Origin of the sequence: Flavobacterium sp. XGLA_31 (assembly GCF_051547105.1) — a bacterium.
Lineage (GTDB): Bacteria > Bacteroidota > Bacteroidia > Flavobacteriales > Flavobacteriaceae > Flavobacterium.
Window position 1 is genome coordinate 602,092 of sequence record NZ_JBPTTM010000001.1, and the last position, 23,039, is coordinate 625,130.

The window sequence follows — 23,039 nt, forward strand, 5'->3', positions numbered from 1 at the left end:
ATCTTCTAGATAAAACTTCGGTAAATTGTGTTTCGTAATCCAAATTCAAGCAGCAACAATATACCGGCAATCCACACAAACGGGCGGTATTTTTCATCGTAATCATAGAACTTCAGTTCTTGGATTTCGGTGGTTTCCAGCTTATTGATTTCGTCATAAATCGATTGTAATTTGCTGTTGCTGTTGGCTCTGAAATATTTCCCTCCGGTGTTTCGGGCGATTGACTGTAATAAATTCACATCAATTTCTACCGGCATCATGCGGAACAAAAAGCCACCATTGGGTGCGTAGGCGTATGGGAACATGGCATCGCCATTGGTCCCGATCCCGATAGTATATACTTTGATACCATATTCCTTGGCTATTTGCGAAGCAGTCTCCGGTTCAATAAATCCGGCGTTATTCACCCCGTCAGTCATGAGAATAATGACGCGGCTTTTGGCTTTGCTGTCTTTCAGGCGATTTACCGCAGTGGTCAATCCCATGCCGATTCCGGTTCCGTCCTGCAATACATTGTCGTATTTGATGTCCTGAATAGCTTCTTGTACTATGGCTTTGTCGCTGGTTACCGGTGTTTTAGTGTAGGCTTCTGAAGCGTACAGTACAATTCCGATACGGTCATTGGGTCTTCCGGCCACAAAATTTTCGGCTACTTTTTTGAGCGCTTCCATACGGTTAGGTTTCAAATCTTTGGCCAACATACTTCCGGAAACGTCAATGGCCATAACGATGTCTATCCCTTTGGTCGATTTGGTTTGGCTGCTGATGTCTACTTTTCTCGGGCGAGCCATAGCTATGATTAATGAGCTCAATGCTAACAAACGCATCACAAACAAAATCGGTTTGAGTTTGGCCAATATCGATTTTCTCGCTTTGAATCCTTTTACCGAACTGATTTTCAGGGTCGCGGATTGTTGTTTTCTTTTCCAAATTTGCCATGCAATAGCCATTGGCAGCAGTAAAAACAGCCAGAAAAATTCAGGATTTAAAAAACTTACTTCTTTCATCATCATTCTGTGCTTTGTAATTCTACTGAGTTCAACACTCTATCCATAATTTGCTGACCGTATTTGTCGTCTTCTTTGTGTAAAATGGTGATTTGTTGCAGGCCGTTGCTTTGGGCAAAGACCAAAATTTCATAGTACATTTTGATGGATCTTCCGTTGATTTTATCTACCATGGTCATGGTACCATAAGCTTTTTTGCCGCTGATTCCTTTTTGTGTATCAAAATCTTCGGTTTTCACAATGATGTTTTGCGCTCCTTTGGCTTCAAAAACTTTCAAGCTTCCTTCGGCAGCTTGTTCTAAATCAATTTTCATTTCCTGTTTAAAAGTACAGGTTGAAACACCTATGTAAAAATCGTCCAGCATACTGCCATACATAAAGACCTGCATTTCCTTGAACTGAGAAAGCATTTCTTTTGGCATTATTTTGGAAGCATCCACCCGTTTCAGCACCTTAGGGGTTTCGATTTTCACAAAAGGATTTCCGTATTCGCTGAAAACCCACTCGCCTTCCACCAAATCTTTAGTCGGATGGCCGATAATATTATCTTTTACGTAATCAAATCCTTGAGTTGCCACCAAATAGCCGAAAACAGCACAAATTAGGAAGGCAGAGACACTGACACCGATGAGAATGCGTTTTCTCTTTTCTTTTTTGAGTTTTTCCAACCGCGCGATTTCCTTTTGTTGCTCGTTCCACTGTTCCAATTCATCTGTTTCTTCAACCACCACCGGAATCGATTTGTGAATGGTCACTATGGAACTGGAGATGCGTTTTTTATCTTCTTCAATTTCAAAATCCAACGGTTTTACTTTGGCAAATTTCACTAAATCGGCTTGTTTCAAAACCTTTTCCAAATTCTCTACCGTTTCATTGGAAAGTTTTAGTTTTTTTTGTTTGGCAGCTCTTCTCAAACCCTCAATCAGCTCCGAAGTGGTGCTTTCCATGGCCGGAATGTGAATTTCTTCCTCAATATAGTTTCGGGCAATATCCGTTAACTCAGAATAGTAGTGTTTAATTTCTCCTTTTTGCCAAAGTTCTTTGCTCTCCAATTGTTGCAATAGTGTCGTGGCTTTTTCTATGGGCGATTTAAAGACAATTTCTTCTTGTTTGGGTTGATTCTGTCTTTTTTTGACGAATTTATAAATCAAAAAACCAATGGCAGCGATTGCCATCAAAATCAAAATATATATCCACCAATTGCCCGAACTTTCAACGGTAGCAATGTCTTTGATGTCATACATTTTTTGCTTGAGCGTGTCTACTTTTACATCGTTGACTTCTACTTTGATTTCATCAGAAAAAACAGGTTTACCATTGATTAACACAGGAATTTTCGGAATCACATAGTGTCCACTGTCAAATTGCGTCAGGCCGTATTTTTTAATCAGCTCGTGGCGGGCGCCGTTTTTAACGGTATCTGTTTTATAGGATTGAATGACTTCCAAAGCGCCAAAATTTTTGGCTTCGGGAAATTTTACTTTAGCCACCGTATCCACTTCTGTTTTTAAAGTCAGTTGAAATTCGGCACCGATTTTATTTTTAGTGGTATTTACGGTAGTCGTCACTTTTTGGGCAAAAAGCGAAGACGTTAGCAAGCAGCATACTATATATAATCTCAATTTCATTTAGCTTCTGGATTTAAAATAACCCAATAATTTGGTTACATAACTTTGGTCCACTCTTGTGCTTACAGTGCCAGAGCCACATTTGGAAAAAATGTCTTTGAAGTAGTTTACTTTTTCCAGATAGTTTATTTCGTATTCTTGACGGGTGGCTTTGGAGGCGGTATTGACCAACATAATTTCTCCCGTTTCGGCATCTTCCATTTCGACCATGCCTACATTAGGCATTTTCGTTTCGCGGATGTCGTATACTCGAACGCCGGTGATATCGTGTTTTTTTCCGGCAATTTTCAAGGTTTTTTCGTAATCATCATCGACCATAAAATCCGAAATCACAAAGACAATCGCTTTCTTTTTCTGTGTACCCGAGAGAAATTTCAGGGCTTGTGACAAGTCGGTTTTTTTGCTTTTGGGCTGGAATTCGATTAATTCGCGAATGATGCGCAGCACGTGTGATTTCCCTTTTTTGGGCGGAATGTATAATTCGATTTGATCGGAGAACAATATCAACCCGATTTTATCGTTGTTTTGTGTAGCCGAAAAAGCCATGGTTGCAGCAATTTCAGTAACAATTTCACTTTTGAGTTGGTTTTTGGTTCCGAAACTTTCCGAACCCGAGATGTCAACCATCAGCATCATAGTCAGCTCGCGTTCTTCTTCGAAAACTTTGACATAAGGTTCGTTGTAACGCGCGGTCACATTCCAGTCGATAGCACGAATATCATCGCCAAACTGGTATTGACGTACTTCTGAAAACGTCATACCACGCCCTTTGAAGGATGTGTGGTATTCACCCGAGAAGATATGATCACTCAATCTTCGGGTCTTGATTTCAATTTTACGAACTTTTTTGAGTAAGTCTTTGGTTTCCATTTCGCAAACAGTTAACAGTTTCTACTAAGGAACTTCGATTTCGTTTACGATTTTGTTGATGATGTCAACCGAGGTGATGTTTTCGGCTTCGGCCTCATAAGTAACACCAATTCTGTGACGCAATACATCATGTACTACGGCGCGAACATCTTCCGGTATTACATAACCACGACGTTTGATGAAGGCATAACATTTAGCCGCATTGGCCAAATTAATACTTCCTCGAGGAGAAGCACCGAAACCAATAAGCGGTTTAAGACTTTCTAATTTATATTTCTCAGGATAACGGGTAGCAAAGATGATGTCCAGGATGTATTTTTCTATTTTCTCATCCATGTACACTTCACGTACCGCTTCCTGTGCACGAAGAATTTGGTCAATGGAAACTACAGGATTTACTTTTTCATAAGCGCCTTTCAGGTTTTGACGAATTACCAAACGCTCTTCATCCACTTTGGGATAATCGATTACCGTTTTTAACATAAAACGGTCCACTTGAGCCTCCGGTAATGGATAGGTTCCTTCCTGCTCGATAGGATTCTGGGTAGCCAATACTAAAAACGGTTTGTCTAATTTGAAGGTAGTATCACCAATAGTCACTTGTTTTTCCTGCATCGCTTCCAGCAAGGCAGACTGTACTTTGGCAGGAGCACGGTTAATCTCATCAGCCAAAACAAAGTTGGCGAAAATAGGCCCTTTTTTGATAGAAAATTCATTGGCCTTAATGTTGTAAATCATGGTCCCTATGACATCGGCCGGCAACAAGTCAGGAGTAAACTGAATACGACTAAAGCTTCCATGTACGGCTTGTGACAAGGTGTTTATCGCCAGTGTTTTTGCCAATCCGGGAACGCCTTCCAACAAGATGTGTCCTTGTCCTAAAAGCCCAATTAACAATCGTTCCACCATGTGTTTTTGACCTACAATGACTTTGTTCATTTCCATAGTCAACAAGTCAATAAAAGCACTTTCTCTTTCAATTTTTTCATTAATTGCTCTGATATCTAAAGCAGTACCGTTTTCTTCCATAATTATCTTTTTATTCTACGAGATGACGATTATAATTTTAACATTTCAAAAGTGAAAATTTATTAGGTTACCAGATGTTAATAATGCGTTAAAACTTTATAAAACACCTTAATTTTAAGGATGATTTATGATTTTCTTTTTATAATTTTAAGACCTGATTGCCTTTTTGATTTTGGCGCGGCAAAATACTAAAATTTTCAAAAGAGCAAAATGGGACAAACTACTTTTTAAACACATCTTAAGCAACAAAAAAATGCAAACAAAACTTTCACCCATTATAGCCGGAACCATGAATTGGGGTATCTGGGATAAAAATCTGACTACGCAGGAAATGGTGCATTTGATGAACATTTGCATGGAACATCAAATCACTACTTTTGATCATGCCGATATTTACGGAGATTATACCACAGAAGCCGATTTTGGCAAAGCCTTCGCTCAAAGTAAAATAGATCGAAATAAAATTCAGTTGATTTCCAAATGCGGGATTCAGCATGTCAAAGGAAGAGCCAATAGAATCAAACACTATGATTACTCGAAAGACTATGTCATTTGGTCGGTTGAAAATTCGTTAAAAAATCTGCAAACCGATTATCTGGATGTATTGCTGCTGCATCGCCCGAGTCCATTGATGGTGGCAGATGAGATAGCCGAAGCGGTAGCCAAATTGAAACAAGAAGGCAAAATTCTTGACTTTGGGCTTTCTAACTTCACACCATCGCAAACCGAATTGATTCGACAAAAAACGGCCGTAAATTACAATCAAGTGCAGTTCTCCGCCACACATCACGAAGCCATGTTGGATGGCAGTTTTGATTACATGCAACTGCACAACATTCGTCCCATGAGTTGGAATCCTTTGGGAACGGTTTTCAGAGAAGACATTGAACAAACCCGACGATTGAAAAAACTTTTGGCACAATTAGTTGAAAAATACCATTTGGGAGCGGATACCATTTTATTAGCTTGGATTTTAAAACATCCGGCCAAAGTAATCCCGGTGGCGGGAACGGTAAATATTGCGCGCATCCAGGCATTGATGAAAGCCGCTGAACTACAACTGGAACAAGAAGATTGGTTTGCCATTTGGACTGAAAGTATGGGGAACAAAGTGCCTTAAGTTATAATTAAGTTCAATGATTAATAAGCGCTTACTTGTCAAAAACCTTTTGGCTCACAATGATGAGAGCAGTTTTTATGATAAGAAACGCCAGTTAAATTTGCACACCAAAGAAGGGAAAGCCAAGTTCTTAAAACACATTTGTGCTTTGTCTAATTCCAACCCTTCTAACAATTCTTATATTGTGGTGGGGGTGGAAGACCAAGACAATGAAATTGTAGGAGATGACTTTTTTGACGACAGCCGCATCCAGAATTTGGTTAACGCGTATCTTGAAAATCCGCCTAAGATTCAATATGAAAATGTACCGTTTCCTAATTTACCAAAAGACAAAGTGGTAGGCTTGGTAACAATAAAACCCAAACACAAAACCTCCTTTTTCAAGAAAAACATCCATACAATCTTAGCCAACACTGTTTTCGTTCGTGTCGGCAGCAACTCTATGCCAACAGAAGATAAGATCCCGTATTCCAAACAAAACATAGAAACGGTTATCAGCATCGAGAACAGTTCACGCAACAGTATTGCACATACACTCGACGGTGTGATTGATTTCATGAACAACCGTCACAAAGATATGACGTCAAACTATCATGTTTTTAAAGAACTGTTTGTCATTTGCTGGGCCGGCGTGCCCAAAAAAATAAGAGACACTACGTATCTTTCCCGGGTGGATATTGAACTGATAAACGAACAAGTCAAACTGTTCTATTCCGCACTCGATGTGGTTTCAATTGCGTTTGATGAACAGCGTTTTACCATCGTAGAGCACGTAGCTTTGGGATTGAATGATAAAACGAGTTATTATCCGCTGGAACAGCTCACAATTCGCTTTTTTGACAATGGCTACTACAAAATGGAAACCCAAATGCTCTTTGAACCACCGGCGTACAACAAAAAAGTACTGCATCATATTTATAATTCCAATATCGTTTTAGTTACTAAATTGCAAAAAGGTTCAGCACTTTCGGAACGCGAGGAAAAAGACTTAGAAAACTTGCCTTCTACTTTGATGATTTGTTATCTGAACGGATTTGAGGAAGCCAAACAAAAATTAATTGATGCCAAACCTTTTTTGAAAATCCAACCAAACCCAACGGTTTACGTTAGTTTCAAAGAGGCGATGCGCATTTTAAGAAAAATGAAATACAACGAAAAATAATGCATAGAACTTTAGTTATAGGAGACATACATGGTGGATTGCGTGCCTTGCATCAAATTATGGAAAGAGCCAAAGTCACCACAGAAGACCAACTTATTTTCCTGGGCGATTATGTAGACGGATGGAGTGAATCGCCACAAGTGCTGGATTTTTTAATTGAATTGAATGCAAAACAGCAATGTATTTTCATTCGGGGAAATCATGACGAATTGTTATTGGATTGGTTGTCCGGTGATACCAAAAACATAGATGAAACCCAATGGTATCATCACGGAGGCGAAGCGACAGTTGTAGCTTATAAAAAGGTTTCGGAAGAAACAAAACGCCATCATATCAATTTTTTGAGAACATTGCAGGATTATCATTTAGACGAACAAAACAGGTTATTCATTCACGCAGGGTTTACGAATCTAAATGGCGTTATGTATGAGTATTTCCCTAAATTGTTTTACTGGGATCGCACCCTGTGGGAAACCGCGTTGTCTTTAGATGCGGCACTGGCTAAGAACAGTGATTTTTATCCAAGGCGATTGAAGTTGTATCATGAAATTTACATCGGTCACACTCCCGTTACGCGCATCGGACAAACCGTTCCGGTCAAAAAAGCTTGTGTTTGGAACGTAGATACAGGGGCGGCTTTCAAAGGGCCTTTGACCATTTTGGATGTAGATACTAAGGAGTTTTGGCAAAGTGAACCTTTGAACGATTTGTATTTTAACGAGAAAGGAAGAAATTAATTTAACTACTTTTGTACCAAATTATAAGCAGATGAAAAAAATAATCACTTTAACGGCAATTGTCTTTATGAGTTTGGCCAATGCACAAGCTTATAAAGGGAAAGGAGATATCAAAGGACAAGTAGGCGTAAATGCACAAGATCATGGAACAGGAATCAATACTTCGGTTGATTTCGGAATTGGTGAAAACATGTCTTATGGTTTTGTTGCGTCTTATTTGCTTTCTGTAGATGAAATAGCGGGAATAAAACCAAAGTTTGAAGACCGCGCGGATTTCAAAGTGCGTTTCAATGCCAACATAGGCAATGTTTTCGGTTTGGATAAAAAAATGGATATTTATCCCGGACTGAGTTTAGGTACCCGAAACTTCGGCGGGCATGTAGGATTTCGTTATTTCTTTACCAGTGGTTTCGGAATTTATGCCGAAGGCGGAGCTCCAATAGCTAAATATGACACAAACACTCAGGGTTTTGAACATTACAACAATCAGTTTGTTTTCAATATCGGGGCCTCTTTCAACTTATAATTTAATAAAAGCACTTATCAATAAAATTTAGTAAAAGCAGATAAAATGAGTATTGTTACAGAAAAAAGATTAAGAGACAGAAGTGGTTCCAAATGCGAAATCAGCGGAAGTGATGAAAATTTAGTAGTGTATTTAGTAGCTCCCAAAACCGAAGCTACACCCGAGAATTGTATCTTAATCACAAAGGCATTAAGAGATCAAATCGAGAACCCGGACACTACCAATCCGAACGATTGGAGAGGGTTAAGTGACAGCATGTGGAACGAAAACCTTCCAGTGCAAATTGTGTCCTGGCGCATGTTGGCCCGTTTAAAAAACCACGACTTGTTAGACATGATGTACCTGGATGAAGACGCTTTAGAGTGGGCCAAAGCGACCGGCGAAGATCAGGATGATGAAGGCAAAATTGTTCACAAAGACAGTAACGGTAACGTGTTGTTTGATGGTGATTCCGTTGTGTTAATTAAAGATTTAGACGTAAAAGGAGCCAACTTCACTGCCAAACGCGGTGCTGCCGTACACAACATCAAATTAGTTTGGGACAATGCCGAACAAATTGAAGGTCGTGTTGAAGGACAGCATATAGTCATCCTGACGCAATATGTAAAGAAAACGAAGTAACACTTCAACCTTATACCATAAAAAAGTCCCGATTATTCGGGACTTTTTTGTTTATGATTAAATATGATGATTACAAATCAAACTTAATTCCTTGTGCCAATGGCAAACTGGTTGTATAGTTGATAGTATTGGTTTGTCTTCTCATGTACACTTTCCAAGCATCTGAACCTGATTCACGACCGCCTCCGGTTTCTTTTTCTCCACCAAAAGCACCACCAATCTCAGCACCTGAAGTACCAATGTTTACGTTGGCAATACCACAATCCGAACCGGCTACTGATAAGAAAGCTTCAGCTTCTCTTAAATTATTCGTCATAATAGCGGAAGATAACCCTTGTGCTACACCATTTTGAATTTCGATAGCATTGGTCACATCCCCTGAATATTTTAATAAATATAAAACAGGAGCAAACGTTTCGTGTTGCACAATTTCAAAGTGATTTTGTGCTTCGGCAATCGCCGGTTTTACATAACAACCGCTTTCGTAGCCTTCGCCTGAAAGTACGCCGCCTTCAACTAAAATTTTACCGCCTTCGGCCACTACTTGAGCTAATGCTTTGTTATACATCTCCACCGCATGAGTATCAATGAGCGGTCCAACGTGATTGTTTTGATCTAAAGGATTTCCGATTCTCAACTGACCGTAGGCTCCAACAATAGCATCTCTTACTTTGTCATAAATACTTTCGTGGATGATTAAACGACGGGTTGAAGTACAACGTTGTCCTGCAGTTCCCACAGCACCAAATACAGCACCGATAACCGTCATTTTAATATCAGCATCCGGAGTTACAATGATGGCATTGTTTCCGCCTAATTCTAACAAAGAGTTTCCTAAACGAGCGGCACAAGCCTGAGCTACAATTTTACCCATACGGGTAGAACCGGTAGCCGATACTAAAGGCACCCGTTTGTCGTGTGTCATCATTTCACCCACTTTGTAATCTCCGTTGATTAAACACGAAATTCCTTCCGGAAGGTTGTTTTCTTTCAATACTTCGGCAATGATATTTTGACAAGCGATTCCGCAAAGTGGTGTTTTTTCAGATGGTTTCCAAACACAAACATCACCACAAATCCATGCTAACGCCGTGTTCCAAGACCAAACGGCTACCGGGAAGTTGAAAGCCGAAATGATTCCGACAATTCCCAGCGGGTGGTATTGCTCGTACATACGGTGTCCCGGACGCTCCGAGTGCATGGTCAATCCGTGCAATTGACGAGATAAACCTACGGCAAAGTCACAAATGTCAATCATCTCCTGAACTTCTCCGTAACCTTCTTGCAAAGATTTCCCCATTTCATAAGAAACCAATTTTCCTAGTGGTTCTTTATATTGTCGAAGTTTTTCTCCAAACTGACGCACGATTTCTCCGCGTTTCGGAGCCGGCATCAAACGGAAGGTTTTGAAAGCTTCCGAGGCCGTTTGCATTACTTTTTCGTAATCGGCAGCGGTAGTGGTTTTTACTTTTCCGATCAATTGTCCGTCTACCGGTGAGTAACTCTCAATGATGTCTCCTGAAGAGAAATGATTGTTTCCGGTTGAGGTTCCTTCGTTGATGGCTTTTACACCCAATATTTCTAAAGCTTCGGTCATGCCGAATTGTTGTGCAATTGTTGACATTGTATACTAAGTTTGTTTGTTTTATGAATTTATGATGGCAAAAGTAAAGGATTATTTTGAATATTCAGCAAAGCCCTAAGTCAAGCCTTCTTCTCGTGTTGGGGTTTTGTTCGGTATTTCTTCGCAAAAATGACCTCTCAGTGCAACAAACTGCGAAGAGAGTGCGAAGAAGACTTAAAAAAAGCGTTAATTATTGAGCAGTAAACCTTGGGTCGGTTTCCATTACAGTTCCACAATTTTTGCAGGTGCGCAATGTTTCGGAATTATAGAAATGTTTGAAATGACTGAGAAAATCTTTTTCAATATCGGTCAACGGAAAATAGACTTCATGCAATTTGTGGTTGCAATTTTCGCAGAACCAAAGCAAACCATCTTTAGCTCCCGAATCAACGCGTTTTCTTTCAATAACCAGTCCAATGGAACCTTCCGTTCTGTTAGGTGAATGGGGTACTCCGGCAGGATGCAGGTACATATCCCCCGCAGCGAGCGTCATGGCTTTTTTTTCACCATTATCCTGAACGTAAACGGTGATTTCGCCTTCCAGTTGGTAGAATAGTTCTTCCGTTTCGTTATAGTGGTAATCTTTACGGGCATTGGGTCCGGCGACAATCATCACGATATAATCTTCGGAATCGATATAGAGGTTTTTATTCCCCACAGGCGGTTTCAGCAGGGCGCGGTTTTCGTCAATCCATTTAGTAAGATTGAAGGGTTTTGGTATAGCCATCACAGTAATTTTAGGTAAAGTTATAAAATAAAAAAGTCCCGAACGAATCGGGACTTTAAAATGTTATTTTATTTCTTTGGCCAAATAAATATACGATGGGAAGTGGTCACTATAGCCGACTTCATTCATAGAATGTCGGAGTGGATAGCCCTTATACTGCCCTGTCGTTTGTATCATGAATGGTTTGTTCCAAATACCGGCTCTCCAATAACGGAAAGAAGTAAAATCTTTTTGAATCAAGGTTTCTGAAACCATAATTTGGTCAAAAATATCTCCGGCATCGCGGTAGAAAAGAGTTGCGTTGCCTTTGTAAAACATTTCTTCAAACGGATTGTAAACGCCAAATTGTTTTACATCTTCTTTTTTACGCATGGCACCAACACCTTCTTTTACGCTCTTATTATAAGTTCCGTCATTTAAATCACCCATACAGATGATTTTGGCATTAGGATTGATTTTGTAAATAGAATCCATTATTTTTCTGTCAAGTCTGCCGGCAGCCTCACGGAAAGGAGAACTTTTCTTTTCACCTCCCGAACGCGAAGGCCAGTGATTCACCATCACATTAATTTCTTCTCCGTCAAGATAACCCGTTACCAAAAGAATGTCACGAGTGTAAACGCGGTCTAAGTTCTTGTCAATCTCTGATTTATCGTCAGAAGCATCGTCTTTGTCATTTTTTTCTTTGGCTTTGCTGTCCAATTGACTTTTATAAATCAATAACGGAATGTTTTTGAAGCTGGTAGGTTTGAAATGTTTCTTTTGGTACAATAAAGCCACATCAATCCCTCTCTTGTCAGGAGAATCAAAATGAACAATGCCATAGTCATTAACCAACATTTCAGGTTCTTTGATTAAATCTTCCAATACACCGCGGTTTTCAATTTCGGCACCTCCAATTATTACGGGAGATTTATCCTGTTTTTCCCCTTTTCCGATTTGCGATAAAACGGTAGCCAGGTTGTGTAATTTTTGGTGGTATTTTTTTGAAGTCCAGTTTTGAACACCGTTCGGCAACCACTCTTCGTCGTTGTTCGGGCCGTTGATGGTGTCAAACAAATTTTCGAAATTGTAGAACGCTACGGTATGCACCACGTATTTCTTTTCTTGTGCATTAGCTCCATATATTGCGAAAAAAGCAAAGAAAAGGGCTATTAATTTTTTAATTCTCATAAAACGCATATTAATTTAATATCAAGTTTTAACAAACTTTGCGCCAAAAGTATATAATATTATTAAAAGATGTACATTTGTCGGCTGTTAAGTTTTGAACGAGGCTTAACGAAAGGAAAAATTAATTTAATTTATTTATGAAAAAACTTGTTATTAGTACTTTATTTGTAATGCAAGTGCTTTTTGTTTTTGCCCAGAACCCGACAGGAATTAGCGGGAAAGTGCTCGATTCAAAGACACAAAAGCCATTACAAAATGTAGTTGCTTCTATTCAAAACACCAGCTTGACAACTTTGACAGATGTTAGTGGTGTTTTTACATTTAAGGAAGTAGCGGTCGGCAGTCAATTAGTGCAAATCAAAAGCGTGGGTTACAAAGACCAATTGCTTTCGGTGGATGTTGTAGCCGGAAAAATTTTAGATTTAGGAGTTATTGTCATGGAAGAAGACATTACTCAGGAACAACAGTTGAGTTTGATTACCATTACCGACAACGATTTAGGGGATGATAACAGTGGTTCCGAAAGTACAGCCGGACTTTTACAAGCTTCCAGAGATGTCTATCAACAAGCAGCAGCTTTCAACTGGGGACAAGCCCGTTTCAGAGTAAGAGGTTTGGATAGCGAGTATGGTACGACCATGATTAACGGTATCTCTATGAATAAAATATACGATGGCAGACCACAGTACAGTAACTGGGGTGGTTTAAACGATGCTACCAGAAATCAGGAATTTACTTTTGCATCTGCACCATCTGATTATACTTTCGGAGGCATATTAGGAACTCAGGAAATCAATACCAGAGCTTCAGTTTACAGAAGAGGCAATCGTATTTCATTTTCAGGAACCAACACCAACTATAACGGAAGAATCATGGGTACTTCAGCATCTGGAATGAGAAACGATGGATGGGCCTATGTTATTTCCGCTTCAAGAAGATTTTCAGTAGATGATGCAGCATTTTTTGATGGGGTAACCTATAATGCTAATTCTTTCTTTGCCAGTGTTGAACGCAAATTGAGCGCTAACAACTCGTTGAACTTTACCAGCATTTTTGCTCAAAACCGAAGAGGGAAAAATTCTCCAAATACCAAAGAAGTAACTGATTTAGCCGGAGTAACATACAATTCCTATTGGGGATTCCAAAACGGAGAAGTGAGAAACTCAAGAATCAAAGAAATTGAAGAGCCTATATTTATTTTGAGTGACTATTGGAAAATTACTTCCAAAACCAACTTAAACATGAACTTGGCATACCAGTTTGGAAAAATTGGAAACAGCAGAATCGATTATCAGGGAGTAAACAATCCTGATCCTACTTATTACAGAAACTTACCTAGCTATTACACTTCGTTGTACGAAAACGATCCTGCAGTTGTTGGTTTGACCAACCCTTCAGCGTACAATCCGGGTGGATTAGGAGGAATCCCAACACCTGATTTAGTAGGTGCAGCCAATGCCGCTTTCCTAACCAAACCGCAAATTGACTGGGCAAAATTATACAAAGTTAATGCCGAAGCCAATGCCGCCGGAGAAGGAGCTAAATACATTTTGTATGAAGACAGAACAGATGACAGACAATGGACGGCTAACGCTATTTTAAGTTCACAATTGGCCGACAACATCGTATTGAACGCCGGAGGTACTTTCACCAAAGTAAAATCGCATAACTTCAAAAATCTATTGGATTTACTAGGAGGTGGCTATTATAATGACATCACTCTTTTCGGAGCTGGTGACCAACAACAATCAGATTTGAACAACCCAAATCGTCAGGTAGGTGAAGGGGATAATTTCGGTTACAACTACAACCTGTTTACGACCAAATATGATTTGTTTGCCCAATTCAAATTCACCTATAAAAAAGTTGATTTTTATGTAGGACAAACATTCTCCCGTTCAGAATACCAAAGAGAAGGATTGTACAAAAACGGATATTATGCCAACAATTCTTTGGGATACAGCAATAAAATGAAATTTGACAACTTTGGTTTCAAAGGAGGTCTTACGTATAAAATCACCGGAAGACAGTTTTTAACCTTCAACGGAGTATACATGTCAAAAGCACCAAGCTTAAGAAATGTATTCAGCAATGCCCGTGTGAATAACAATGTAACTAACAATGTAAGCAGTGAAAGCATTACCAGTGCCGATTTGAGTTATATTATTAATTCACCTAAATTGAAAACAAGATTAACAGCATTTTATTCTAAAATCGAAAATCAAACCGAAACATCATTCTTTTTCGGAGACGGAGCCGGTATTGATGACCCGACTACAGATAATATCAACGAAGCCAATGCTTTTGTTGCCGAAACGGTTACCGGTTTAGCTAAAAGAAATGTTGGTTTGGAATTTGGTGCAGAGTATCCGATAACTTCTACTTTAAAAGTTACGGCAAGTGCTGCTTACGGAGAATATATTTATGCCAACAATCCGGATGTAAGCATCAGTGTGGATCGTTTGGCAACAGCAAGCAACCCGAATCCAATTGCAGACTACGGAGTGGCTCATATTAAAAACTACAAGCAATCCGGAATGCCACAGGCTGCCGGTTCAATTGGATTAGAGTACAGAGATCCTAAATTCTGGTGGATTGGAGCCAATGCCAATTATTTAGCAAACAGCTATATTGATATTGCGCCTATCACAAGAACCGATCGTTTCTATGTTGATCCAAACAGTGCCAACGGAAACTACTTCCCTGAAGCGACTCAAGAAAGAGCTGACCAGTTGTTGAAACAAGAAAAATTCGATAACTTTACTTTAGTAAACCTTACCGGTGGAAAATCTTGGAAGTTTGGAAACCAAACACTTGGATTCTTTGCTAGTATTAACAATGTCTTTGACGTGACTTATAAAACCGGAGGTTTTGAGCAAGCCAGAAACTCTAGTTACAGAGAATTAAACCAAGACGTTTCCAGCGGTACTCCGGCTTTCGCCCCTAAATATTTTTATGGTTATGGAAGAACCTATTTCCTAAACCTATATCTTAACTTTTAAAAAAAAATAAAATTATATGAAAACAACATTTTTAAAATCAGCTTTATTAGTTGCTTTGTCAGCCGGAGTTTTTTCGAGCTGTGTGAAAGACGACAATTATAGTACTCCTGAGTTACAGGATTGTGGTGGCTCTACGTTGGTAAAAAACAGAGAGGTTTCACAAATTTTAGCAACACCTACCGTAGCACAACACGTTAACATTGTTGATGGTGTTTCGGATGTAATTGAAGCTTATGTGACTTCAAGCGATATTGGCGGAAACTTCTTCAAAAGTATTTCATTCCAAACCAAACCGGTAGCAGGTCAGGAAGTAAAAGCATTCAGCATTCCTGTTGATGCCAGCAATACATTTATTGACTACGAACCGGGAAGAAAAGTATTAATCAAAATGGATGGTTTATATACTGATAATCCAACTTCAGGACCAATCGGAATGAGAATTGGAGGATTGTATGTAAGTTCTTCAGGATATCCTTCAGTAGGCAGAATGCCGGAAGCTGATTTTAGAGCAGCGGTTCAACCTACATGTGAAAAAATCGATGAAGACAAATTATTGCCTATCAATGCTGCAGGTGTACCAACTCCTGTGACAATTAGTGATATTACCAGCAGCAATGCTTACTTAAACCGTTTGGTGGAATTAGACAATGTAATGTTTGATGACGCTTCAATCCAATCACCGGCTTACTACAATGTGGCTAATGACATTGGTGGAGCTACTAACCTTCACATCGTGGATGTAGCAGGAGGTTCTGTAATTTTCAGAACCAGTAGCTATGCTAACTTTGCCGCTAAAAGTGTTTTAAAAGGAACCGGAAAAATTAGAGGAGTTTTAACAAAATACGGTTCAGACTTCCAATTTATTGCTCGTTCACAAAACGACATTCAATTGTCTAACGATGTAAATGATCGTTTTATCATTATAAAAGAAGGATTTGACGCAAGTCAAGGCAGTTGGACAACATTCAGCGTTACGGGTGCTCAAACGTGGCAGTACAGTTCAACCTTCGGAAATCCTGGAGGAATGATGAAAATGTCAGGATACTCAGGAGGAAACCAAAACAATGAAGACTGGTTAATTTCTCCGGCAAATGATTTATCTACTTGGTCGATGGCCTACATGTCTTTTGACAATGCATTTAAATTCGACGGAAATCCGGTAGAAGTATATGTTTCAAACAACTATCCTGGAACAGGAAGCCCTTATGCGGCAGGAGTTACTTGGACTCAGCTTACAGGCGCCCAATTATCAGCAGGAAACTACGCTTATGTGAATTCAGGTTCTTTAAATATCAGTGATTTTGTAGGAGCAGGGAATACCAATGTACGTGTTGCAATTAAATATACTTCTACAACTACTGCTGCTTCAACTTGGGAGATTGATAACGTAACGCTTACCGGAAAACACTAATCTTTATGAAATCATTTAAACTCTTATTAAGTTTAGCTGCTCTTACTGCCCTTACCGTTTCCTGCGAAAGCGATAAAGCGGAAATGAATTATGTGCAGAAAAATAATTTGGTGGGAACTTGGAAAGTAGCTCAAATCGGAACGACTAATCAAGCCAACGGAATTGATTACGTGCCCTACCAAGGTGACGCCGTTTGCGGTACGGATATCGATAAAATCATGTTCAACGAAGACATGACCTATATGAATCATGATTTCCATGAGGATACAACAGGTCTTACTTGTCAGGAAGATATGGTTGAAGGAACGTATGCGCAAGACAATCATAACTTGACGTTAACTACAGTTGATGATGCCGGACAGTCCCACAGCACTACGGTATTGATTACAAAACTTACGTATACGAATCTGGAAGTGAATTATACCGATGACAGTGGTCATTTGGTTTTCATGGAGTTCGTGAAAGAATAAACAGTTGAGTACAATAAAAAGCGGGGTGATACCCCGCTTTTTTTATGTCTTCCCCTCACTCATAAACAATATTTTGGTACTTTTAGCCCTTCAATAAAATGACAATACAATGAAGAGAATTTTTTTTATAATCGTTAGCACTATGAGCATTGCAGCATCGGCCCAGTCCGTTCTTTCTCCCGAAACGTTATGGAAACTAAATCGGGTAACCGCTTTAGGCATTTCCAAAGACGGAAAATCAGTGGTCTATAAAGTAGCCACACCGATAATGGCTGAAAACAAATCAGAAACGAAGTTTTACACCATTCCGCTCAATGGCGGCACTCCGGTCGAATTGAAAGACACCAAAGAAGTGTTGGCCGATAAAAACATCTCTCCTGATGGTAAATACATCTTGTCTACCCAGGAAGTGAAAACGGAAAATGTTCTGGGTAAAGACATCTATACTGATTTGCAAAAAGCAGACGCTCAGGTCTACAACGGCCTGGATTATCGTCATTGGGATACCTGGAACAACGGCTCCCACAACCACGTCTTCTATGCCGAAAACAAAGCTAATGCTACCCCAATTGACATTATGAAAGACGAGCCGTATGACAGTCCGCAAAAACCGTTTGGCGGCGATGAAGACTACATTTGGTCGCCTTCCGGCAACAGCATCATCTATGTAAGCAAAAAGAAATTCGGAACGGCTTATGCCCTGACCACCAATACCGATTTATACGAATACAACCTCACCACCAAACAAACCAAAAACCTTACCGCACCCAACCCGGGTTACGATACCAACCCGGCCTTTTCTCCGGCAGGGGATTTGACTTGGCTACAAATGAAGCGCGATGGCTATGAAGCCGATAAGAACGATATTATCGTTCGTTTCAAAGGAATGGATATCAACTTAACTGCCGCATGGGATGGTTCCGTAGAAAGCTTTAAATGGAGTCCTGATGGCAAGAAAGTGTATTTCCTCGCGGCTGTTGACGGAACCCAACAATTGTTCGAAGTGAATTTCCCGGGACTGACTAAAATTGCCGTAGTGGTAAAACAAGTAACCAACGGCGATTTTGATGTGCACGATATCGTGGATGTATCCGGTGAAAACTTTATTCTGACCCGTACGGACATGAACCATGCACTCGAAATTTATTCGTACAACACCAAGAAAAAAACGTGGCTTCAGTTAACTAAAACCAATGACGAAACCTACGCGCAATTGGCATTGCCTAAATACGAAAGACGCTATGTCACGACTACCGATGGTAAAAGGATGTTGGTTTGGGTCATCCTGCCGCCTAATTTCGATAAAACCAAAAAATACCCAACCCTTTTATATTGCCAGGGCGGACCACAATCCCCTCTAACCCAGTTTTACTCTTTCCGTTGGAATTTCTCTTTGATGGCTTCGCAAGGCTACATCGTAGTAGCGCCTAACCGTCGCGGAATGTACGGCCATGGACAGGCTTGGAACGAACAAATCTCAGGCGATTGGGGCGGACAAGTAATGAACGATTACCTTTCTGCCATTGATGATGTGTCCAAAGAAGCGTATGTAGACAAAACCCGTTTGGGTTGCGTTGGCGCCAGCTACGGCGGGTATTCGGTTTATTATTTAGCCGGAAACCACAACAACCGTTTCAAAACCTTCATCGCACACGATGGGGTTTTCAACTTGGTAAGCATGTACGGCACCACCGAAGAGTTGTTCTTTGACAATTGGGAACACGGCGGCGCGTATTGGGAGAAAAATGAAATCGCGAAAAAAACCTATTCGCAATTCAACCCAATCAATTTCATTGATAAATGGAACACCCCTATCTTGGTAATTCAGGGCGGAATCGATTTCCGTGTGCCGATAGGACAGGGACAGGAAGCTTTTCAAGCAGCCCAACTCAAAGGAATCAAAAGCCGTTTCTTATATTTCCCCGAAGAAAATCACTGGGTACTCAAACCGCAAAACGGTTTAGTATGGCAACGTGAATTCTACAAATGGTTGAAAGAAACTTTATAATAATTCCAAGTTTAATTAAAAACACCTCTGTTACTTTCAAAAAACAGGGGTGTTTTTGTTTTGGAGATAGAGGGCTTTAGAAAAATGAATTCAAAACATTAGCCAGATTTCCAAAAATTGTGAAATACTCTTTTAACTATGCTTGGAAATACCTAATTTTCTTATTTTTGAGACAAAACCATTAAACTGATGAAGAAATTTTACTTTTTAACAATGTCGCTGTTATCCTTAAGCGGTATTCAAGCTCAAATCATTACCATTCCCGATGCCAATTTTAAGGCTAAATTATTGTCTGCAAGCAGCTCGGTTCATGTGGCCTCCGTTCAAACGCCTAATTTAAATGGAAATGTGACATCATATAATAGTGTGGATGCTAATAATGACGGTGAGATTCAGGTGAGTGAGGCCATGGCGATTAAATATCTTGATGTCAGCTCGAGTGATATTGTAGATTTGACTGGAATCGAAAGCTTTGTTAATTTAGAGAATTTAAATTGTTTTACGAATCAATTGACAACGTTGAATATTGTAGGCTTAACAAATCTTGTATTTTTAAATTGTTCTGTCAATCAAATAGCGGCATTGAATTTAAATAATTTGACTAATCTTCTATCACTTAATTGTTCGTCTAACCTTTTATCGGCTTTGAACCTTACAGGTTTAGGATCTCTTAATACTTTGCGATGTTCTAATAATCAACTAACTAATTTAAATATTAATAACATTGGTTATTTAACGCTTTTGGATTTCTCAAATAATGCTATTCAAAATATAGATTTATCATCAGCAGTTAGCTTGGAGTCATTATCGATGGGAGCAAATCCATTCATTACACAAGTTAACTTAGGCAGTCTTGTGAATTTGCAATTTTTATATTTACAAAATTTGCCAAGTAACGCCATATCTCCACTGACTGTAAATGTTATGCCAAATCTAACAAGCTTGACAAGCTTAACAACTGACGGATCTGCTTTAGGAAATATTAATTATGCTTTATTACCAAATTTACAAACCCTTTTTTGCAGAAATTCGGGATTGACAAATATGAACGGTATTCCAAACACCTTAAGTGTTTTTGTTTGTCAAAATAATCAATTGACCAGTTTGAATCTTACAGGGTTTTCAAATTTGACAGCATTGAATTTTACCAATAATCCATTGACAAGTTTAACTTTTGGAAATCATCCCAATTTGATTACCATGTTTGCAGGTCAAACTAATTTAACAACTATTGATGTATCTAATTTACCCGCGCTTTCAACTTTAAGTATCTATAATAGTTCGATTTTGACAACTTGTAATATAAAAAATGGAATCAATACAACTCTGAGTTTTAATCTTTGTCCAAATTTGCAATGCATCACAGCGGATAACAGTGAAATAAGCACGATTCAAAATAATATCATTACCAATGGTTATACCAATTGTTCGGTTAGTTCTAATTGTTCATTACAAAATGATGATTTCGAACGCAATTATACGTTCAGACTTTATCCAAACCCTGCTGTAAACATTCTAAACATAGAGGCTAACAGTTCGACCAAAATAAAAAGTATCATTATTTACAATGTTTTGGGACAAGTTGTAAATACAATCAATAATGCTGAAAATATTTCATCAATAGATATATCAAATTTGATTAAAGGCACTTATCTTATAAAACTAATAAGAACAGATACAGGCAACTCGAAGATGAAATTTGTTAAGGAGTAGTTTTTAGAAAATAGGAAATTATCTTTTTTAAGATTAAGACAGCACAAAAAGCCCAACTCAAATGAGTTGGGCTTTTTGTTACTAAAGAACAGCAATTCAGTCAATCATAATTTAAGAATAACTTCCCACTTGCAGCACTATATTTTCGGGTTTATCCAACTTTATTACTTTTATAACACTACTTATTACTGTTACAGAATAAAGTTTTACCTCCTTATCAATCCTTTTTACAGTTACATAAAACAAGATTACGATAAGACCTGAATTACATTCAAAATAAGCAAAGAAGAGTACGGGTTTTTAAAAGATTAGTTTTGGTTTTGTCATATGAATTACTATTTTTTAAATCCTTTCCATTCATTTTGGAATACAATTTGATAGAAACTAGAATAGTAATTAACATTAAAACAAACGCGCCATGCTATCTTTAAACGTAACCGAAATCTGCAAAATCCGTCAAATCGAAAGACCTTACACCTTTTTAGTAAAAGCCGGCATCTCTCCACACACAGCCAATGATATTGTCAATGGGTATTCCCGCGCCATTCGCTTAGACCATATCGAAAAACTTTGCGAAATCCTCCATTGTGAACCCAACGACCTCTTGGCCTTTAAACCAAGTGCAAATGTTAAAATAACAGACAACCATCCGCTCAACAAACTAATCCCAAAACAATCTGAGTTCGATTGGCAACAAACCCTCAAGACGCTGCCTTTAGAACAACTCAAAGAAGTCGCTGATTTCATCAACAAACCCAAAGAAAACAAAGAGGACTAATAAAAAAAAGCCCCGCTTTGCAGCAGGGCTCTCTATCTATTGCGGATCGTTCATCTTGAACGTTTCCATGAATTTCGTGGTGTAGTTACCGGCTACATAATCCGGTTCATCCATCAACTGTCTGTGGAACGGAATAGTCGTTTTCACACCTTCAATATAAAACTCGTCTAAAGCACGCTTCATCTTGTTGATAGCTTCTTCACGGGTTTGTGCCGTAGTAATCAACTTGGCAATCATCGAGTCATAATTCGGCGGAATCGTATACCCTGCGTACACGTGGGTATCCAAACGCACACCATGGCCTCCCGGCGCATGTAAAACGGTAATTTTACCTGGTGAAGGGCGGAAGTCATTATAAGGATCTTCGGCGTTGATACGGCATTCTATAGAGTGCAATTGCGGTAAATAGTTTTTACCCGAAATCGGCACACCCGCAGCAACTAATATCTGCTCACGAATTAAGTCATAATCAATTACCTGCTCCGTAATAGGATGTTCCACCTGAATACGGGTATTCATTTCCATGAAGTAGAAGTTTCTGTGCTTGTCAACCAAGAACTCAACTGTTCCGGCGCCTTCGTACTTAATGAATTCGGCAGCTTTAACCGCGGCTTCTCCCATTTTTTGACGCAATTCATCCGTCATAAAGGGTGAAGGAGTTTCTTCCGTCAATTTTTGGTGACGTCTTTGTACTGAACAGTCTCTTTCAGATAAGTGACAGGCTTTACCATACGAATCACCCACCACCTGAATTTCGATATGACGAGGTTCTTCAATTAATTTTTCCATGTACATGCCGTCATTGCCAAAAGCAGCAGCCGCTTCCTGACGGGCACTCTCCCATGCTTTTTCCAATTCTTCTTCTTTCCAGATGGCGCGCATTCCTTTACCACCACCACCGGCAGTAGCTTTCATCATCACAGGGTAACCAATCTCTTTGGCTACTTTTTTAGCTTGGGCAAAATCTTCTAAAATACCGTCAGAACCCGGAACACAAGGAACTCCGGCCTCTTTCATGGTAGCTTTGGCCGTAGCTTTATCTCCCATCTTATCAATCATCTCCGGAGAGGCTCCGATAAACTTAATCCCGTGCTCTTGGCAAATTTTAGAAAACTTAGCATTTTCTGAAAGGAAACCATAACCCGGATGAATCGCATCAGCATTGGTAATTTCAGCCGCAGCAATAATATTCGGCATTTTTAAATAAGACAAATTGCTGGGCGGCGGACCGATACAAACAGCTTCGTCAGCAAACTTCACATGCAAACTCTCGGCATCAGCAGTAGAGTAAACGGCAACGGTTTTAATCCCCATCTCACGACAGGTTCTGATAACGCGAAGCGCGATTTCGCCTCGGTTGGCAATTAATATTTTTTTAAACATCCTTTTTAATTTGAAAATTATACAATTTGAAAATTTGAAAATCAGTGAAG

Annotated in this window: 19 protein-coding genes; 11 read left to right on the top strand and 8 right to left on the bottom strand. The window is 39.3% G+C overall.

Annotated elements, in window-relative coordinates; translation table 11 throughout:
* Positions 1 to 5 precede the first annotated feature (5 nt).
* Genes ACSVH6_RS02670 through ACSVH6_RS02685 form a run of 4 tightly spaced genes read right to left on the bottom strand, consistent with a single transcriptional unit; the run spans position 6 to position 4,534 of the window.
* A complete protein-coding gene (locus tag ACSVH6_RS02670; protein ID WP_438075771.1) occupies positions 6 to 1,007 on the bottom strand; it encodes a vWA domain-containing protein in 1,002 nt (333 codons plus the stop codon).
* A 2-nt stretch (positions 1,008 to 1,009) separates the two neighbouring features.
* Positions 1,010 to 2,635 (bottom strand): hypothetical protein, encoded by a 1,626-nt coding sequence (locus ACSVH6_RS02675; protein WP_438075286.1) that lies wholly within the window; start codon positions 2,633 to 2,635, stop codon positions 1,010 to 1,012.
* Entirely contained in the window at positions 2,636 to 3,505 is an 870-nt protein-coding gene (locus tag ACSVH6_RS02680) for a DUF58 domain-containing protein (protein ID WP_438075288.1), read from the bottom strand.
* A 24-nt stretch (positions 3,506 to 3,529) separates the two neighbouring features.
* A complete protein-coding gene (locus tag ACSVH6_RS02685) occupies positions 3,530 to 4,534 on the bottom strand; it encodes an AAA family ATPase (RefSeq protein WP_438075290.1) in 1,005 nt (334 codons plus the stop codon).
* Positions 4,535 to 4,787: 253 nt separating this feature from the next.
* Here ACSVH6_RS02685 and ACSVH6_RS02690 point away from each other — a divergent pair, with 253 nt between their 5' ends.
* From ACSVH6_RS02690 to ACSVH6_RS02710, 5 genes are read left to right on the top strand one after another with little or no spacing between them, the layout of a single operon-like run.
* The gene (locus ACSVH6_RS02690) at positions 4,788 to 5,654 is read left to right on the top strand and encodes an aldo/keto reductase (protein ID WP_438075292.1); all 867 of its coding nucleotides are present in this window, start codon (positions 4,788 to 4,790) and stop codon (positions 5,652 to 5,654) included.
* Positions 5,655 to 5,670: 16 nt separating this feature from the next.
* Entirely contained in the window at positions 5,671 to 6,816 is a 1,146-nt protein-coding gene (locus ACSVH6_RS02695; RefSeq protein WP_438075294.1) for an ATP-binding protein, read from the top strand.
* Positions 6,816 to 7,553 (top strand): metallophosphoesterase, encoded by a 738-nt coding sequence (locus tag ACSVH6_RS02700; protein WP_438075296.1) that lies wholly within the window; start codon positions 6,816 to 6,818, stop codon positions 7,551 to 7,553. The genes ACSVH6_RS02695 and ACSVH6_RS02700 overlap by 1 nt, the downstream gene beginning before the upstream one ends.
* Before the next feature lie 31 nt (positions 7,554 to 7,584).
* Positions 7,585 to 8,079 carry a DUF6646 family protein gene (locus ACSVH6_RS02705; RefSeq protein ID WP_438075298.1) on the top strand — a complete coding sequence of 165 codons (495 nt, stop codon included), beginning with the start codon at positions 7,585 to 7,587 and terminating at the stop codon, positions 8,077 to 8,079.
* Between the two features lie 45 nt (positions 8,080 to 8,124).
* A complete protein-coding gene (locus ACSVH6_RS02710) occupies positions 8,125 to 8,700 on the top strand; it encodes a PhnA domain-containing protein (RefSeq protein ID WP_438075300.1) in 576 nt (191 codons plus the stop codon).
* A gap of 70 nt (positions 8,701 to 8,770) precedes the next feature.
* Here ACSVH6_RS02710 and amaB read toward each other — a convergent pair whose 3' ends face one another.
* From amaB to ACSVH6_RS02725, 3 genes are all read right to left on the bottom strand, one after another.
* Complete coding sequence (gene amaB, locus ACSVH6_RS02715; protein ID WP_438075302.1) at positions 8,771 to 10,324, bottom strand: L-piperidine-6-carboxylate dehydrogenase; 1,554 nt, start codon at positions 10,322 to 10,324, stop codon at positions 8,771 to 8,773.
* A 190-nt stretch (positions 10,325 to 10,514) separates the two neighbouring features.
* Complete coding sequence (locus ACSVH6_RS02720; protein ID WP_438075304.1) at positions 10,515 to 11,051, bottom strand: 3-hydroxyanthranilate 3,4-dioxygenase; 537 nt, start codon at positions 11,049 to 11,051, stop codon at positions 10,515 to 10,517.
* Between the two features lie 63 nt (positions 11,052 to 11,114).
* A complete protein-coding gene (locus tag ACSVH6_RS02725) occupies positions 11,115 to 12,224 on the bottom strand; it encodes an endonuclease/exonuclease/phosphatase family protein (RefSeq protein WP_438075306.1) in 1,110 nt (369 codons plus the stop codon).
* A gap of 137 nt (positions 12,225 to 12,361) precedes the next feature.
* Between ACSVH6_RS02725 and ACSVH6_RS02730 the strand changes: the two genes are divergently transcribed.
* The 6 genes from ACSVH6_RS02730 (at position 12,362) to ACSVH6_RS02755 (ending at position 21,606) form a co-directional block, all read left to right on the top strand.
* Complete coding sequence (locus tag ACSVH6_RS02730; protein WP_438075308.1) at positions 12,362 to 15,226, top strand: carboxypeptidase-like regulatory domain-containing protein; 2,865 nt, start codon at positions 12,362 to 12,364, stop codon at positions 15,224 to 15,226.
* Between the two features lie 16 nt (positions 15,227 to 15,242).
* Entirely contained in the window at positions 15,243 to 16,637 is a 1,395-nt protein-coding gene (locus ACSVH6_RS02735; protein ID WP_438075310.1) for a DUF5689 domain-containing protein, read from the top strand.
* Positions 16,638 to 16,642: 5 nt separating this feature from the next.
* A complete protein-coding gene (locus ACSVH6_RS02740) occupies positions 16,643 to 17,107 on the top strand; it encodes a lipocalin family protein (protein ID WP_438075312.1) in 465 nt (154 codons plus the stop codon).
* 109 nt (positions 17,108 to 17,216) lie between these two features.
* Entirely contained in the window at positions 17,217 to 19,115 is a 1,899-nt protein-coding gene (locus ACSVH6_RS02745; protein WP_438075314.1) for a S9 family peptidase, read from the top strand.
* 189 nt (positions 19,116 to 19,304) lie between these two features.
* Positions 19,305 to 20,828 (top strand): T9SS type A sorting domain-containing protein, encoded by a 1,524-nt coding sequence (locus ACSVH6_RS02750; protein WP_438075316.1) that lies wholly within the window; start codon positions 19,305 to 19,307, stop codon positions 20,826 to 20,828.
* Positions 20,829 to 21,246: 418 nt separating this feature from the next.
* Complete coding sequence (locus ACSVH6_RS02755; RefSeq protein ID WP_438075318.1) at positions 21,247 to 21,606, top strand: helix-turn-helix domain-containing protein; 360 nt, start codon at positions 21,247 to 21,249, stop codon at positions 21,604 to 21,606.
* A gap of 36 nt (positions 21,607 to 21,642) precedes the next feature.
* Here the strand turns inward: ACSVH6_RS02755 and accC are convergent, their stop codons facing one another.
* Positions 21,643 to 22,989 carry an acetyl-CoA carboxylase biotin carboxylase subunit gene (gene accC / locus ACSVH6_RS02760; protein ID WP_438075320.1) on the bottom strand — a complete coding sequence of 449 codons (1,347 nt, stop codon included), beginning with the start codon at positions 22,987 to 22,989 and terminating at the stop codon, positions 21,643 to 21,645.
* Between the last annotated feature and the right edge of the window lie 50 nt (positions 22,990 to 23,039).

Excerpts from the sequence above, each read along its gene's own strand:
- ACSVH6_RS02670 (WP_438075771.1), bottom strand. The coding sequence starts at position 1,007 with ATGAAAGAAGTAAGTTTTTTAAATCCTGAATTTTTCTGGCTGTTTTTA.
- ACSVH6_RS02675 (WP_438075286.1), bottom strand. The coding sequence starts at position 2,635 with ATGAAATTGAGATTATATATAGTATGCTGCTTGCTAACGTCTTCGCTT.
- ACSVH6_RS02680 (WP_438075288.1), bottom strand. The coding sequence starts at position 3,505 with ATGGAAACCAAAGACTTACTCAAAAAAGTTCGTAAAATTGAAATCAAG.
- ACSVH6_RS02685 (WP_438075290.1), bottom strand. The coding sequence starts at position 4,534 with ATGGAAGAAAACGGTACTGCTTTAGATATCAGAGCAATTAATGAAAAA.
- ACSVH6_RS02690 (WP_438075292.1), top strand. The coding sequence starts at position 4,788 with ATGCAAACAAAACTTTCACCCATTATAGCCGGAACCATGAATTGGGGT.
- ACSVH6_RS02695 (WP_438075294.1), top strand. The coding sequence starts at position 5,671 with ATGATTAATAAGCGCTTACTTGTCAAAAACCTTTTGGCTCACAATGAT.
- ACSVH6_RS02700 (WP_438075296.1), top strand. The coding sequence starts at position 6,816 with ATGCATAGAACTTTAGTTATAGGAGACATACATGGTGGATTGCGTGCC.
- ACSVH6_RS02705 (WP_438075298.1), top strand. The coding sequence starts at position 7,585 with ATGAAAAAAATAATCACTTTAACGGCAATTGTCTTTATGAGTTTGGCC.
- ACSVH6_RS02710 (WP_438075300.1), top strand. The coding sequence starts at position 8,125 with ATGAGTATTGTTACAGAAAAAAGATTAAGAGACAGAAGTGGTTCCAAA.
- amaB (WP_438075302.1), bottom strand. The coding sequence starts at position 10,324 with ATGTCAACAATTGCACAACAATTCGGCATGACCGAAGCTTTAGAAATA.
- ACSVH6_RS02720 (WP_438075304.1), bottom strand. The coding sequence starts at position 11,051 with ATGGCTATACCAAAACCCTTCAATCTTACTAAATGGATTGACGAAAAC.
- ACSVH6_RS02725 (WP_438075306.1), bottom strand. The coding sequence starts at position 12,224 with ATGAGAATTAAAAAATTAATAGCCCTTTTCTTTGCTTTTTTCGCAATA.
- ACSVH6_RS02730 (WP_438075308.1), top strand. The coding sequence starts at position 12,362 with ATGAAAAAACTTGTTATTAGTACTTTATTTGTAATGCAAGTGCTTTTT.
- ACSVH6_RS02735 (WP_438075310.1), top strand. The coding sequence starts at position 15,243 with ATGAAAACAACATTTTTAAAATCAGCTTTATTAGTTGCTTTGTCAGCC.
- ACSVH6_RS02740 (WP_438075312.1), top strand. The coding sequence starts at position 16,643 with ATGAAATCATTTAAACTCTTATTAAGTTTAGCTGCTCTTACTGCCCTT.
- ACSVH6_RS02745 (WP_438075314.1), top strand. The coding sequence starts at position 17,217 with ATGAAGAGAATTTTTTTTATAATCGTTAGCACTATGAGCATTGCAGCA.
- ACSVH6_RS02750 (WP_438075316.1), top strand. The coding sequence starts at position 19,305 with ATGAAGAAATTTTACTTTTTAACAATGTCGCTGTTATCCTTAAGCGGT.
- ACSVH6_RS02755 (WP_438075318.1), top strand. The coding sequence starts at position 21,247 with ATGCTATCTTTAAACGTAACCGAAATCTGCAAAATCCGTCAAATCGAA.
- accC (WP_438075320.1), bottom strand. The coding sequence starts at position 22,989 with ATGTTTAAAAAAATATTAATTGCCAACCGAGGCGAAATCGCGCTTCGC.